This window comes from Streptomyces sp. NTD91 (genome assembly GCF_059510455.1).
In genome coordinates this window covers 14,581-28,795 of sequence record NZ_JCAJZW010000048.1, presented here as the reverse complement: position 1 = coordinate 28,795, position 14,215 = coordinate 14,581, and the positions used below count along the sequence as shown (strand labels likewise).

Below are 14,215 nucleotides of genomic sequence, written 5' to 3'. Positions count from 1 at the left end.
AGCGTGGGGTAAGGTACCTCACGTCCGGTTTGGTTTTCCCCTGAGGAGGGTCCCATGGCACGGCAAGAGCGTGCGGTACGGACCCGACGCGCTGTTGTGGAGGCGGCAGCCGCCGTCTTCGCCGAGCGTGGCTACGCGGCAGCGACCATTGCCGAGATCCTCCAGCGTGCGGGCGTGACGAAGGGTGCGCTCTACTTCCACTTCGACTCCAAGGAAGCGCTGGCGCGCGGGGTCATCGACGCGCAGATCACGACCGACTACTGGGTGCCGCGCGAGTTGAAGCTCCAGGAGTGGGTCGACATCTGTATGACGCTGGCCTACCGGATCCCCCAGGACGTGGTGCTGATGGCCGGCATCAGGCTCTCCGCCGATCTCCAGGGGCGGCAGTTGTTCGGCAGTGCCTGGCCGGCCTGGACGGAACTTGTGGCTCGGAAGATCGCCGAGGGCAAGGAGCAGGGCGAGGTCCTGCCGCACATCGACCCGGACGAGACAGCGGAGTTCTTCCTCGGCGCCTGGCTCGGTATCCAGTTCCTGTCGGAGGCCTACGCCAACTGGAGCGACCTGCCGGAGCGCGTCTCGACGCTCTATCACTACATTCTTCCGGCGATTGCCACCCCTGCCGCCCTGGTCAAGCTGGACATCGCGCCTGACAGAGGCATTCGCGTCATCGAGGAAGCCGAGCGTCTGACGGATCAGCCGGCGGTCGTGGCCTGAACTGCGCAGCTGAACTGCGCAGAACCGCCGTCGCCGTCGATGCGAGTTGGTTGGGTCCGCCGAACTAAACCAGAGGGATGGTTTGTCTGTGCGGCTCTGCCGACGGTGGTTGCGCGGTTCCGTGCGCGCCCTTCGCAGCTCTCCCCGCTTCTCTCGCGGTTTCACCGCTTACGAGCACCGCGCATGGACGCGTAACAGACCGACTGTCCTCTTTGCCGATCGCCGCAGGAGAGGGCGGAATGACCGCCTGCACGCCGTCTACCTGCTGGCCAAGGAACTTCCGCCGCTATATCGTTGAATGATTCAAATACAGCGCTCCCTCCCCCGCTAGTAAACCAACCAAGCATGCGGTTTGCTAAGGTGGCGCGACAGCACGTAGAGGAGGGTGCAATGGTCAAGCAGGTGCGAGCGGCTCGTACACGTCAAGCCCTCATCGTTGCTGCGGCCGAGGTCTTCGCCGACAACGGCTATGCGCTGGCCACTCTGCCCGCGGTCAGCAAGCGGGCCGGAGTGAGCACCGGAGCCCTGCACTTCCACTTCGCCAGCAAGGAAGCGCTGGCACGGGAGGTCGAGGGGGTCGCGGCCGACTCCGTCGAGAAGATGGCGGCGGGCTGCCGTACCTCCGCCGACACCCTGCTGCAGTCCCTCGTGAACGCCACCTGCCGACTGCTCGCCGCCGTGGCGAGCGATCCCGTGGTCAGGGCCGGTTTCAAGCTGAGCCATGACCCCTCCCGCAAGGGTGGGGGACTCGCGCGGTGGTGGTGCGAGTGGGTCCAGGACGTCGTGGCCCAGGCCGAGGAAGAAGGGGAACTGGCGGACGAAGTCTCGCCGGAGGGCGCCGCTGCGGCCATCGTCGCGGCGACGGTCGGCTTCGAGACGCTGAGCGACTGGGACCTCGACTGGGTGTCGCGGGAACAGGCCGCGCGTTTCTGGACTCTCCTGTTGCCGCGTCTGGCCGCCTCGCCGCAGCAGATCCTCGTCGAACCGGACGAGGAGAGTGGCGGGAACGAGCCGGAGGGCGCGCAAGCGGACGCCGGCTGACGGAGGCCGGCGCAAGACGTAGCCCAAAACCGTCTACTGGGCCGGCAATAGACCGGTCAAGCTGCTCGTTCACTCCGGGGATCGTAGGCCCTCATTGGGTGAATTTGTCCGGACACTCCAGGTAAATGGTTTCTATCTTGCGGCAGGCTTGAGTCCCCGTGGAACATAAACGGGATAGCCGGTTTGGGATTGACATACCGCACGCGCTGTTTTTAACTCATGAGTGTTAGGGGAACGCTGCAGACGGCACCAAGGATGGGGGAGACGGCGTGGACATCGATGTGCTCGGCACACTCGGCGTACGGCTCAACGGGGTGTCCATCACGCCGACGGCACCCAAGCCGCGCCAGGTGCTCGCCCTGCTGGCACTGCGCGCCGGTCAGGTCGTCCCGGTAAGTGTCCTGACCGAGGAGCTGTGGGGCGGCAAGCCGCCGCGCAGCGCCCGCGCCACCCTGCAGACCTACATCCTGCAGCTGCGCGAACTCATCTCGGCCGCCCTGGACGGCGGCACCGGGGACGAGAGCGGGGAGCGCTGCCAGGCCAAGGACGTGCTGCTGACCGTACCCGGCGGCTACCTGCTCAAGAGCGGTCACGGCGTCAGTGACGTACGGGAGTTCGAGCGTCTCGCCGGTTCCGGGTACCGGGCCATGGACGCCGAGGACTACCCCCGGGCCGCCCGGCTGCTGCGCGAGGCGCTCGAGCTGTGGACCGGCCCCGCGCTGGCCGACGTCCACACCGGTCCCCAGCTGGCAACCGAGGTCAAGCGGCTGGAGGAGAGCCGGCTGTGCGCGCTGGACCAGCGGGTCGAGGCGGACCTGCGGCTCGGCCGGCACCGCGAGCTGCTCGCCGAACTGACCGTGCTGGTCAACCAGTACCCCACGCACGAGAGCCTGTGCGGTCAGTACATGCTCGCGCTGTACCGCTCCGGGCGCCGAGGCGAGGCGCTCGACGCCTACCAGCGGCTGCGCGCCACCCTGGTGCGCGCCATGGGCCTCGAACCGTCCCCCGCGCTCGCCAAGCTGCAGCGCTCGATCCTCATGTCCGGCTCCGACACCCTCCCGGCCCGCCCCGCGACGAGCGCATCCATGGTTCCCGTCGGCTGACGCCGTGTCACCTCGCGGCTCCTCCACCAGAAATCGAGCACTGCTCAGGCCCTGCCGTGCAGGCTTGATCGCATCTGGAGGAGGGGGTCGCGCATGTCGTCGCAGCGAGTGCACTCCGCCCAGCACACCGTCCCGGTGGCGGCGCCCGCAGATGTCGTCTACGGCCTGCTCGCCGACACCCCCCGCTGGCCTGTCCTGCTGCCCCCCTTCGTCCATGTCGAGCGCATCGACTTCGACGGCACGGAGGAGAACCTGCGGCTGTGGCGGCTGCGGGACGGCCAGGTGTGTTCCGCGCTCGCCCGCCGCGTGCTGCGGCCCGGGGAGCGTCGTATCGACTTCGAACGGCAGGACGCCCTCCTGCCCGGTGCGCCGACCTCCGGTGTCTGGAGCGTGGCATCCGACGGCGTCGGCCGATGCCTGCTGACGCTGCTCCATGAGCGCCCGGCCGGGCCCGGGCAGACGCCCGAGGCGTTCGAGTCGGACGTGCGGTCCGAGCTGACGGCGCTGCGCGAGGCGGCCGAGCGCTGGGACCGTCTGGACGAACTGCTGCTGTCCTTCGAGGACAGCGTGTACGTCAACGGCTCCCCGGAACTCGTCTACGACTTCCTCTACCGCGTCCAGGACTGGGCCGACCTGGTTCCCCATGTCGACCGGGCCGACGTCACCGAGGACCGGCCGGGCGTGCAGGCGACGGTCCTGCACACCTGTGAACCGGAGACGGGGGAGATGCTGGTGTCCGAGTCCGTACGGCTGTGCTTCCCGGCCGCCGGACGAATCGTCCACAAGGAGACCCTGACCCCGGATCCCGTCGCCGCGCACTACGGGGAGTGGTACCTGGAGCCCGACGAGACCGGCGTGCGGGTGGTCTCGGTCCACCACGTGATGCTCCGCGAGGGCGCGGTGGAGACCGTCCTGGGTGAGGGCGCTCTTCTCGTGGACGCCCGCCGGTACGTGCGCGAGTGGCTGGGCCGGTCGAGCACGGAGGCCCTGAACCTGGCGCGGTGGCACGCCGAAAGCGCCGTACGCCGACTGCGATGACACTGTCGGAGAACCACCGTACGGCGACGGGCACCACGACGAGGAGGAGACCGGCGATGGCCCTGACCCGGCCGGCCCCGCATGCCGGGCGGCCCCTGACGACCCGGACGTCCCCCGGCCCCGCGGAAGGACCGGACGGCGCGGCGCGCTGCGCGGCGCGCCTCGAAACGCTGCTGGGGGACCCCCGGGACCCCGCCAACCCCTACGGGCGGTCCGCTCTGTGGGCTGCGGGGCACAGCACCCCGCCCGCCCCGCTCGTCGGTCTGCCCGGCGCCGAGGATGTCCGGGCCGCCGATCAGCTCGTCCGCGCCCTGCGCCCGCTCTTCCGCCGGGATCTCGCCCTGGCCCACACCTGGAGCATCCGTCCGCTGCTGAGCGCACCGGTGCCGCACCCGGCGGCCGCGCTGCTCGGTCCGGCCGCGCTCCTCGCGGCGACGGGCGGCGTCCTGCGCGGCGCGACCCGCATCGTGGACGGCCTGAGCAGGTACGAGGCCGCTGCCCGGCAGTGGCGGCCGGTCCTCGCCTCGGCCTTCGCGGAACTGCTGGCCTGCGAGAGCCTTACGGCCGTGGCCCTGCGGGCGTGCTCCGGCCCGGGCGCGGACGATTCGGGGACGCCGGAGCAGGGCTGGGAGGCGCTCGCCGCCGTCGTGGAGTACCTCGTGCCCCAGCTCGTCGGTGAACTGATGGGTGATCTCGAACTGGTGCTGAGCGAGTGCGGTTTCGACGGCGGTACCGTCGAACGGCGCACCCTGGACAAGATTCGGCAGGACCGGGCGTTCGCCCAGGTCGACTGGACGGCCGCCAGTGCGGCTCAGGCCCGTGTCGTTCAGGGGCTGAGCGCGGCGGGTGACGCACGGCCGGACGATGGCACGGAGTGCGCGGCGCTGTTCCGGATCACCGAGCAGGCGCCTGCCATGGCACCGGGCAGCGACTGCCTGCGGGCCGTCGCGGCGACGCTGGCCGGCGCCACGGCACGGCTGGCGGCCGGTGCCGACGACGCAGGCACCGCGGCGCTCGCCCGCGTCGGCCGCAGGCTGGTCACCGAGCAGCGGGCGCTGCGGGTCACGTGTTCGGTCACGGCCGTGCACGACCCCGCCGACCCGGCGGCGCGTGCCCTGGCCGACCGCCAGGCCCTGCTCGCAGCGGCCGCCGTGGCCCTCGGCGTACGGGAAGCCGCGGCCGGGGTGCGGCTGTCCTTCCTCGGTCAGGCCGACTGGGCGCTGTTGGCCCTCGGGCGGATCACCGGGCGGCTCGGACAGCCCCTGCCCGACGGCGTCCCGGACCCGCAGCCGGGCGTGTGGGGCGAGCTGGCCCGCCGCGCGGCGAACGGCGTGGACTGCGACCTCCATGCGACGAGGCTGCGGTGGTGAGCGGAATCGGCGCCGCGCACAGCCGCACTCCGGGGGTGCCCTTCCCGCCGCCCTGCCGTGTTGCCGGGCCGGACGGGCCGTGGGAGGAGGTTCAGGAGCGGATCGAGCGGACGGGCCGGGCGGTGGTGCACACCACCTGGGGCCAGTGGCTGATCCCCGCCCTGCTCGATCCCGGGCTGCGCACGCTGCTCGGCCGCGACTGGCCCCGCTACCGGCAGCATCCGGTCCCGGCGGGCCGGCTGAGCCTCGCCGTCTCGCGGGTGGTGCTCAAGCACACGGCCGCCGTGGCCCTCCAGGTTCCCCCCGGCCGGCTCGACCTGGCGTATCTGCCGGGCGGCCGGCCAGTGCTGCGCGGCCTCGGTGCGGACCTGCAGGTGAGCCTCGCCCACACCGAGGAACTGATCGTGGTCGGCGTCAGCCGCGCCGGGACGGTCGGCGTGGACGCCGAGCCCGCGGGGCGCCGTGTCTCCTTCGAGAGGCTGCGCGACCGCGCCTGCACCGCGGCGGAGGCCGAACTGCTCGCCGCCCTGCCCGAGGACGAGCGCACCGACCGGTTCCTGCGGCTGTGGACGCTGAAGGAGGCGTACACCAAGGCACTCGGCCACGGCATGCGGCGCCGGTTCTCGGCGTTCGGTTTCGAGTGGGACGCGACGGGGACCGTCCGGCTCACCGGGGACAGGGCCGGAGAGTGGGCGTTCGCCACCCATCTCGTCGAGGAGCGCTTCCTGGTGAGCGAGGCCCATCGGCAGGATGCGGCGCCGGCAGCGGCGGACGGGACACGGGTCCGTCCGCCACGGACGGACCGGGGCGGCCGCCTGTGATGCAGGTGCCGCAACCTCCGCGGGTCACCGGCCTTCCGGGACGGCGGGGCCGCGGAAAGCGGTGGGCGGGCGCACCGGTCCAGGCCGCCGCCGGACCGTGGCCGGAAGCGCCGTGCAGAAACGATTTGAAAAGGAGGTCTGGGGACCGGACACGGCCGCTGCGGCAGCTGCGTTCGGCGCCTCGGGGAACGGATGAGGAGTCATCACTCGCACGCGGGCACCGTCCTCGCCGTGGTGCACGAACCGCTCGGCACGCAGGCCTGGTCGCCGCTCGTCTTCGAGCTGTGCGGGCTGACCCGCCCGGATGCCGAGGCGGTCGCCGCACGCGTTGGCGAGCGCCATCGGACGTACGACGTCGGGCTGGACCGCGCCCCGGACGCCGGGCGCTCCGGTCGGTGTCTCCTCAGGCTCACCCCCCGCGGCACCACCGAACCCGGCGGGCAGCTCACCGACGATCTGCTGTCCGACCTGCTGGCGCCACTCGCGGCGGAGACGATCGCCGTGACCGGGCATCAGCGGGCGCTGCTCGCGGCGGCGGTCGGCGGTCGGGGCGGCCCCGGGCGGTTCGTGGAGCAGCTCTTCTGGGACTGGGCGGGCCCGTTGGACTTCAGCCGGTTCGTCACCGCCTGGCAGTCCGTCGCCGAGCGGGAGGTGGTGCTGCGGACGTCCTTCGACTGGACCGGCGCCGCCCGCCTGGTGATCCACGACCGCACGGTCGTGGACGTCGTACGCCATGGGCAGGCGGACGTCGACTGGAGCGAACTGCTCCGGCAGGACCGGGCCCGTGGCTTCGAGCTGTACCGGCCGGGTCTGCTGCGGGTGTCCCTGGTCGACGGGCCGCCGGACACGAGCGGCGCCGGCGCCGGGCAGCCGCCCACCCGCCTGCTGGTGACCTATCACCGGGCTCTGCTCGACGAGCGCGGGGCACGTCTGCTGGTGCGGCAGTTCTACCGTTCCTACCTCGCCGGCGGGGTGCTGCCCGGCGCGGACCGGCGGCCCGACATCCGGGACCACGCCGAGTGGCTGACCCGCCAGGATCCGGCCGCTGCCCGGGAGTTCTGGTCGGCGGCCGCACCGCCCGCCGATGCCGCAGTCAGCCCGGGCCGCCCCGCCGGGCCACCACGGCATGCCGGGGGGCCGGGCAGGATCCAGCGCCGACTCAGGCCGCCCCAGACCTCCCGGCTGCGCTCGTGGGCCGCGGGCCGGGGCGCGGGGGAGAGCAGCGCCCTGCACGTGGTGTGGGCGCTGTTGCTGTACCGGGCGGCCGGGGCCGACGGACCGCTGCCGGTGGCATTCGGGGTGCATCTGTCCGGGCGGGACATGTCGCTGCGGGCCGCGGCCGACATTCCCGGACTGCTGGGCAACCCGCTGCCGATGACGGTCACCGTGGACCCGGCCGCGCCGCTGGTGGACCTCCTGCTGCAGGTGCGGGATGCCGCGCTCGACCTCACCTCCTACGCCTGGGTCTGCAGCGACCGGATCCGGGAGTGGGGTGGGCGCGCCCCCGGAGCCGAGCTCACCGAGACCACCGTCCGTTTCGACAGCCGCCCCGAAATGCCGGAGAACCTGCGGGCGGAACTGGCTGCGCAGGGCATCCGGGTGGGGGTGCCGCAGAGCGCCGGTGGTGACACGACGCTGCCGGTCACGCTCGTCGCACACTACGACACCGAAGGCGCCCTCGTGCTGACCGTCCTGTACGACCGGGCCAGGTTCACCGACGCCGACGCCTCCAGCACGCTGGCGCAGTGCCTGCACCTGCTGCGCAGCCTGCCGGAGCACCCGGACGGGCAAGTCACGGTCGGCGACGCCCTGCGGTTGCTGAGCACCTCCGAGGTGCCCCGCATGACACCGCCCGAACCCGGCTGCACCCGGCACGTGCTGGCGGTGCTGCGGGCCGGGGAACCCGAGGCGGACGTCGTGTGCCTGGTCACAGTTCCCGGGGTCACGCCGGGCGCGTACGACACGCTGCTGCGCGACCACGAGGGGCCGGAACACATCGTGTCGCTCAGGATGACGGGCCGGCGGGTGCCGCCCGATCTCCTGGAGGAACTGGTCGGTGACGGGCGGCGGTTGACCCTGTGCGGGGCGGGTCCGGCCGGTCGGGTCGCCCATGAGATCGGCCTCCGCGTGGCGGAGCGGACAGGTGAGGCCCCGGCCGTGGTCATGACCGGGGTCGGCGGTGCCGTGGAGAGCGCGCAGGCGTTGGCCCGGGCCCTGCGGGCGGTGCGGGCGCCCAGTACTTGACGAGTGGCGTCGCCGTCGGCCTTTCGAGCGGGCGGCGAGCAGTTCTTGAGCCGCATGGCCGACGGTGGCCGAAAGAGGAGGCGGCATGGGCGACACGGACCGGGGAAAACCGGCTCTGCGCGTCGAGCGCGGCACGGCGACCGAGGAGGAACTGGCCGCGCTGACCGTCGTGCTGCTGGCCCTGCGCGGCCGGACGGCACACGAGGAGACGCGGCCGTGGCCGGTCGACCGCGCGTTCTGGTGGCGGCAGGGCCGTTACTGCGGATCGCACAGCTGGCAGTGACGAAGGCCCCGTCTCTTACAAGACCTGACGGTCTGTTTGCTGAAGGTTCGGCGAGGTGTCTGGTCGGTTCCTCGCGGGGATGTCCTCCTCACCTGCCAGACGTCTATCGGTCAGGGGTGATGCCTGCGGGCCTCAAGTCGATGGTCGTTGCATGGATTTTGGCAGGTGGGCGCCCGTCTTCGAGAGCTGCTGCACTGCATCTCGAGGTTGTTAAAAACAGGACGTTCGGTCTCGTATTGACATACCGTTCGTGCTGTTTTTAAATCGTGAAGTGCCGGCAGCGCACGTGGACTTAGGGGAGACGGCGTGGACATCGACGTACTGGGCGCACTGGACGTGAGGGAGAACGGGGTGTCCATCGCCCCGACGGCGCCGAAGCCACGCCAGGTTCTGGCGCTGCTGGCGCTGCACGCGGACCGGGTGGTGCCGATCGCCTCGCTCGTCGAGGAACTGTGGTCGGACCGGCCACCGCGCAGCGCGCGCACCACCTTGCAGACCTATGTGCTGCAACTGCGCGAACTCATCGGGACGGCGCTGGCCCGCGGCACCGCACAGGCCTGCGGCACCGAGCCGGAACGCCGTACCGCCAAGGACGTGCTGCTCACCCTGCCCGGGGGATACCTGCTCGCCTCCGGCGGCGGCACCAGTGACGTCCGCGAGTTCGACCGGCTGGCCGGACTGGGCTACCGGGCCATGGACGCCGGTGACTTCGCCGGTGCCTCCCGCACCCTCGCCGCCGCCCTGGACCTGTGGTCGGGATCCGCATTCGCGGACGTGCAGACCGGCGTCCAGCTCACCATGGAGGCCAAGCGCCTCGAGGAGAGCCGGCTGTGCGCACTCGACCAGCGCATCGAGGCGGACCTGCGGCTGGGCCGGCACCGCGAAGTGCTCGCCGAGCTGACGGTCCTGACGAGCCGCTACCGTACCCACGAGAACCTGCACGCACAGTTCATGATCGCACTGCACCGCTCCGGGCGCCGAGGCGAGGCGCTCGACGCCTACCTGCGACTGCGCACCACCCTCGGGCGCGAGCTGGGCCTGGAACCGTCACCGCGGCTGCGCCGGCTCCAGCACTCGATCCTGATGGCCGAGCCCGAGACGCAGCCGGGCACGGCGGCCCCGGCCCGAGCCGCGCAGACCCCGCACGCCGGACCCCTGACACCGACCCACTGACCCTCCGGCGGGAGGGGCCCCGAGCCTTGGAGGCATCCACCATGACCAGTGAGCCGACGGCACCTTCCGATGGCCACGGAGACATCCTTGTCGAGCTCACGGCCGTGTTGGCCGATGTCGTACACGCCGATCCGGACCGGGTCGACCCCGAACAGCACTTCGCCGTCCTCGGCCTGGACTCCCTGCTCACAGTCGAGTTCGTCTCGGCCATCGCCGAGCGCTTCGGCGTCCGCATCGCCGGCACGGCCCTGTACGAGCACCCCACGCCGGCCCAGCTCGCCCGCCACCTGGTGGCCGTCCGTCAAGGTGCCGAGGAGGCCCCCGCCGCCCAGCACCCCGGTGCCTCGGCCGCGGTGCTGCAGGTGCTGCGCGAACAGCTGGCGCAGATCCTGCACTGCGACCCGTGGGAGATCGACGGCGGTGCCGCCTTCGCGGAGCTGGGCATCGGTTCCATCCTGGCGGCCCAGTTCGTCGCCGGCGTGAACCGCGCCTTCGGCCTGAACGAAGGCCCGGCCGGCGTCTACGAGCACCCCAGCCTCGCCGCCATGGCCTCCTACATCGCCTCCCGCACCGGGGGCGCGCCCGACGGGGCAGGAGTGGCTCAGGAGCCCCCGGACACCTTGGCACCGGACGTCGTAGGCGCGCCGGCCGGGGCCGGAGTGAGTCAGAAGCCGCCCGCCACCGCGGCCGCGCAGCGGCCCCCGCTGTCCCGGGAGGAGGTGGTCGCGCTCCTCGACGCGGTGCGCGGCGACCGGCTCGGCGTCGACGAGGCCGCCGCACTCCTGGTGGACCGTTCCGCGTGAACGGGGACACCACCCGCGGAGCACTGAGGGCTCCCCGCCCGCAGCGGCCCCGGCGGCCTCCGGGCCGCGACGTCGCGCCGTCCGCGGGGGGACGGCGAACCGAGACGGACGAGACGACATCATGACCATCACCGCACCGGAGTCCCTCAGCGCCGGGCCCACACCGCACCACGAGACGGTGCCCCCGGTGAAGCTGTGGCTGTGCCCCAACGACGCCCTCCCACCGGCCATCGCCCAGGTCCTGGCGGAGCACTGGCTGGACGAGCGGGAGAACGAGACTGCGGCCCGGTTCCTCTTCGAGCGCGACCGCCGACAGTACCTCGTGGCCCATGCCCTGGTCCGCCGGGCGCTGGCGCTGGAGGCCGGTCTCGCCGAGGCCGAGCTGGTCATCTGGCGTTCCTCGCGCGGGCGGCCCTTCCTGCAGCCGCTGCCCGGCGGTCTGCCCAGGGGCGGCGAACACCTGGACTTCAACCTCTCCCACGCAGGCGGCTACAGCCTGCTCGGCATCGTCCGCAGGCAGCGCATCGGAGTCGACGTCGAGGGCCTCGACCGGGAGCCGCGGGGCCTGGAGACCATCCTGACCACCTTCGCCCCCGAGGAGCAGCGGTGGGTGGGCGGCGCGTCCTCGACGCGGCAGCGGGACCGCCGGGTGCTCAGGCTGTGGACGTTGAAGGAGGCGTACACCAAGGCCCGCGGACTGGGACTCGGTCTGCCCTTCGACGAGTTCTCCTTCACCCTGGCCGACGACAGCGGGGTGCTCGCCTTCCGGCCGCCCGCCGACGACCTGGCCGGGCGCTGGCGGTTCCTCGAACTGGAGCCGGTACCCGACGTGCTGGTCGCGGTGGCCGTACCAGCGGACGAACTCTCCCCCTCCCGACTGGAGTTGCACATCGGATTCCCCTGGGGCCGGGCCGCACCGCAGACCATCACCCTGCCGGGGCCCGTGGGCGCACCGCACGACCAGGGGGTTTCGTTCGGATCAGGTCGGGCAGGCCGCGGCGTCCGGTGCGGTGCGTCGCAAGGCGGAGGATCACCCGAGCACCGGTCGTACTCGGGTGGTCCGACAACGCGGCGAGGTGCCGTGCCGGGCGTCGCGGACCCGGGCTGATCCCAACGAAACCCTCTGGTTCGGTCCACGTCCTCACGACCCGGAACGGCTGGTCCGTCACCGTTCTCGCGACGACGCCTGGTCCCTCACCGCCCTCGTGGCGACTTGTCCCCCGCCCGGAATTCGGGCCGGAATCAAGAGTTCGGTTCCAGACGTGCCGACACCACACGTGGAGTGCCGCTGGAGGACGGATACAGGAAATCGCTTGAGGGGGACGGGCACGGCTAGCGTGCGTAGCGGCAGAGATTTTTGGCCACCAAAAGGAACTGGACAAGGAACTCGACGAGGTGGGGAGGCCACCATGCAGATTCAGGTTCTGGGTCCGTTGAGTGCCGAGGTCAACGGGGGATCAATCGTTCCGACGGCCGGTAAGCCGCGGCAGATTCTGTCGCTGCTGGCGCTCTATCCGGGACGGGTCATGCCCGTACCCACGCTCATGGAGGAACTCTGGGGGTCCGAGCCTCCGGCGAGCGCGCTGACGACCCTCCAGACGTACATACTCCAATTGCGCAGGAGGCTCGGTACGGCGATGGGGCCGGGCGCTCCGACCGGAGCGAAGGACATTCTCGCGACCCGGCACGGGGGATACCTGCTCCAGATCGACAAGAGCTGCGTCGACGTGAACCGCTACGAGGAACTGACCCGGCAGGGCCAGGCCGCGTTCGAGGCGGGGGACAATGAGGTCTCCGCCGCGCGTTTCGCGGCGGCTCTCGACCTGTGGACCGGTGCGCCGCTGGTCGATGTGAAACTTGGGCCGGTTCTCGACATCGAGGTGATGCGACTGCAGGAGAGCCGGCTGCTCACCGTGGAGCGGCGTATCGACGCCGACCTGCGGCTCGGCCGCCACTCCGAGCTGATCGCCGAGCTGACCGAGCTGACCGCTCGCCATCCGCACCATGAGGGGCTGCACTCGCAGGTCATGGTGGCGCTGTACCGGTCGGGGCGGCAGGCCACTGCGCTGGAGGTCTACCGCAGGCTGCGTATGCGGCTCATCGAGGACCTGGGCGTGGAGCCTTCCCCGCAGTTGCAGCGTATGCACCAGGCCATGCTGGCCGTGGATCCGCAGCTGGACGTGCTGGCGGGGCCGCGCCACACCTCGACGTTCGACCTGTTCGCGGCGTGATGGACGGCGCCGCCCGACCCACGGCCGACGGTCTGCCGTCGGCCGCGCCTCCACCGGCTCGCCGCGGAACCGCCGTCCGGACCGCCGTCCGGCGTCTTCCGTGCGGGGCTCAGGCGGCCGTCTGCTGCAACCGGGTCACCGTGTCCCACAGGACGGCCGGCGTGGCGAAGGTGTCCAGGGAGAGGACCTCATTGACGAAGCGGACGGCGTAGGCACTCTCCAACGAACCCAGCAACTCCACCGCGGCCAGCGAGTCCAGACCCGAGACCCTGAGGTCCGTGTCGGCCTCCAGCGGCTCGTCGGCGCCGAGGAACGGCAGGTAGCCGCGCAGGAGTTCCTCGAACTTCTTGTCCCAAGGCATTGCTGACCTCACTCTTTGTGTGTCGTCGGTTCGTCGAAGGAAGTCGCCGTCGTACGCCGTGGCAGATCGCCGAGCTCGTTGACCCGGTCAGCGTCGTCCCCTTCACCGACACCTCGGCGGAACGTCGACCGGCTCCTCGGCCCGGTCACGAACGCCGGGTCGCGGCTCTCCGCGGTGTACGTCCACGCGCAGGGCGGACCGGGAACGGTCGGCCGGCAGTCGGCGAGCGGGCCCCACGCGGTTCGGCGCTCGGCTCCGGAGCCGAGCGCGCACAGCACCACGGCGGCGGCCCGTTCGATCAGCAGGTGCACGTAGTGGTCCCGTCTCGGTTGGTCCACCCCTGTCTGGGCCAGCCTGACCACGCCGCCTACAGGGGTGGTGGAGCCGTGGCGGAACACGGAACGGAACCGCTGTTGCGAGGGACGTCGTATGCACACGCCGTGCCGTACCGGCGAATCCTGTCGAGGGCAATTCCGAGAAAACGCGGGAATCGACTGACGGACTCTGGAATTGGTTCCGGGGGACAAGCGCGTGGATGATTCCTCGGGCCTCACCGGGTTTTACCCGTCCTCCGGCCCCTCTCCAGTGCGGGCGGTCATGATCTGGGACTGCCGTGCGGGATGACGAACCACGAAGAAGGGCCGCTCGTCATGGTGCCGACGTTGACCGAACCCCTCAGCGGGGCGCTGCATGAACTGCTCACCGCTCGCAGCCTGCGCGAGCGCAACAGGGAGCTCGTCCTCGCGCTGGTCGCGGCAGGCAACCGGGGCGAGGTCAACCAGCTCACCCGCCACTGGGCGGGCTCCGCCGGCACGAGTGGGGGAGCGCTGCCGGACGGGCTGGAGCTGACGGTCGAGAGTGTCCTCGCCGACGGCGACGTCGTCGTGCTGCGGGCGACGGCGCGCGCCGCAGGAGCGGTCTGGTCACTGGTCGCGGAGCTCCACTTCGATGCCGCGGGCGGGGTCGTGCAGTGTCATGACGTGCTCGCACCGGGGACGACGAGCTGACTCCACCTCAGGTCGCCTCAACTCCT

Annotated in this window: 15 protein-coding genes; 13 read left to right on the top strand and 2 right to left on the bottom strand. The window is 71.5% G+C overall.

Annotation, left to right across the window (positions count from 1 at the left end; translation table 11 throughout):
• Window positions 1–54: 54 nt before the first annotated feature.
• The 12 genes from AC5WRT_RS32940 to AC5WRT_RS32885 all read left to right on the top strand — a co-directional run bounded on the left by AC5WRT_RS32940 (window position 55) and on the right by AC5WRT_RS32885 (window position 12,821).
• On the top strand, window positions 55–714 hold the full coding sequence (locus AC5WRT_RS32940; RefSeq protein WP_496097741.1) for a ScbR family autoregulator-binding transcription factor: 660 nt from the start codon (window positions 55–57) through the stop codon (window positions 712–714).
• Between the two features lie 390 nt (window positions 715–1,104).
• Window positions 1,105–1,755 (top strand): ScbR family autoregulator-binding transcription factor, encoded by a 651-nt coding sequence (locus AC5WRT_RS32935; RefSeq protein WP_496097740.1) that lies wholly within the window; start codon window positions 1,105–1,107, stop codon window positions 1,753–1,755.
• 269 nt (window positions 1,756–2,024) lie between these two features.
• Window positions 2,025–2,858 carry an AfsR/SARP family transcriptional regulator gene (locus AC5WRT_RS32930; RefSeq protein ID WP_496097739.1) on the top strand — a complete coding sequence of 278 codons (834 nt, stop codon included), beginning with the start codon at window positions 2,025–2,027 and terminating at the stop codon, window positions 2,856–2,858.
• A gap of 93 nt (window positions 2,859–2,951) precedes the next feature.
• Window positions 2,952–3,896, top strand: coding sequence for an aromatase/cyclase (locus AC5WRT_RS32925; RefSeq protein WP_496097738.1), 945 nt, complete (start codon window positions 2,952–2,954; stop codon window positions 3,894–3,896).
• A gap of 56 nt (window positions 3,897–3,952) precedes the next feature.
• Entirely contained in the window at window positions 3,953–5,266 is a 1,314-nt protein-coding gene (locus AC5WRT_RS32920; protein ID WP_496097737.1) for a hypothetical protein, read from the top strand.
• A complete protein-coding gene (locus tag AC5WRT_RS32915; RefSeq protein ID WP_496097736.1) occupies window positions 5,263–6,087 on the top strand; it encodes a 4'-phosphopantetheinyl transferase family protein in 825 nt (274 codons plus the stop codon). Before AC5WRT_RS32920 ends, AC5WRT_RS32915 begins: the two co-directional genes overlap by 4 nt.
• Before the next feature lie 192 nt (window positions 6,088–6,279).
• Window positions 6,280–8,331: a condensation domain-containing protein gene (locus tag AC5WRT_RS32910; protein ID WP_496097735.1), complete on the top strand. Its 2,052-nt coding sequence runs from the start codon at window positions 6,280–6,282 to the stop codon at window positions 8,329–8,331.
• Window positions 8,332–8,416: 85 nt separating this feature from the next.
• Window positions 8,417–8,614, top strand: coding sequence for an acyl-CoA carboxylase subunit epsilon (locus AC5WRT_RS32905; RefSeq protein ID WP_496097734.1), 198 nt, complete (start codon window positions 8,417–8,419; stop codon window positions 8,612–8,614).
• Between the two features lie 306 nt (window positions 8,615–8,920).
• Window positions 8,921–9,787, top strand: coding sequence for an AfsR/SARP family transcriptional regulator (locus AC5WRT_RS32900; RefSeq protein ID WP_496097733.1), 867 nt, complete (start codon window positions 8,921–8,923; stop codon window positions 9,785–9,787).
• A 41-nt stretch (window positions 9,788–9,828) separates the two neighbouring features.
• Window positions 9,829–10,590, top strand: coding sequence for a phosphopantetheine-binding protein (locus AC5WRT_RS32895; protein ID WP_496097732.1), 762 nt, complete (start codon window positions 9,829–9,831; stop codon window positions 10,588–10,590).
• Between the two features lie 121 nt (window positions 10,591–10,711).
• Window positions 10,712–11,698 carry a 4'-phosphopantetheinyl transferase family protein gene (locus tag AC5WRT_RS32890; protein ID WP_496097731.1) on the top strand — a complete coding sequence of 329 codons (987 nt, stop codon included), beginning with the start codon at window positions 10,712–10,714 and terminating at the stop codon, window positions 11,696–11,698.
• Between the two features lie 301 nt (window positions 11,699–11,999).
• Window positions 12,000–12,821, top strand: a complete 822-nt coding sequence (locus tag AC5WRT_RS32885; RefSeq protein ID WP_496097730.1) for an AfsR/SARP family transcriptional regulator — start codon at window positions 12,000–12,002, stop codon at window positions 12,819–12,821.
• A gap of 109 nt (window positions 12,822–12,930) precedes the next feature.
• On the opposite strand, the gene AC5WRT_RS32880 is transcribed toward AC5WRT_RS32885, so the two are convergent.
• Together AC5WRT_RS32880 and AC5WRT_RS32875 are read right to left on the bottom strand one after the other, a co-directional pair.
• Complete coding sequence (locus AC5WRT_RS32880; RefSeq protein WP_496097729.1) at window positions 12,931–13,182, bottom strand: phosphopantetheine-binding protein; 252 nt, start codon at window positions 13,180–13,182, stop codon at window positions 12,931–12,933.
• A gap of 8 nt (window positions 13,183–13,190) precedes the next feature.
• Window positions 13,191–13,493, bottom strand: a complete 303-nt coding sequence (locus AC5WRT_RS32875) for a hypothetical protein (protein ID WP_496100877.1) — start codon at window positions 13,491–13,493, stop codon at window positions 13,191–13,193.
• Between the two features lie 309 nt (window positions 13,494–13,802).
• On the opposite strand from AC5WRT_RS32875, the gene AC5WRT_RS32870 reads away from it, so the two are divergent.
• Entirely contained in the window at window positions 13,803–14,189 is a 387-nt protein-coding gene (locus AC5WRT_RS32870) for a hypothetical protein (protein ID WP_496097727.1), read from the top strand.
• Window positions 14,190–14,215 lie beyond the last annotated feature (26 nt).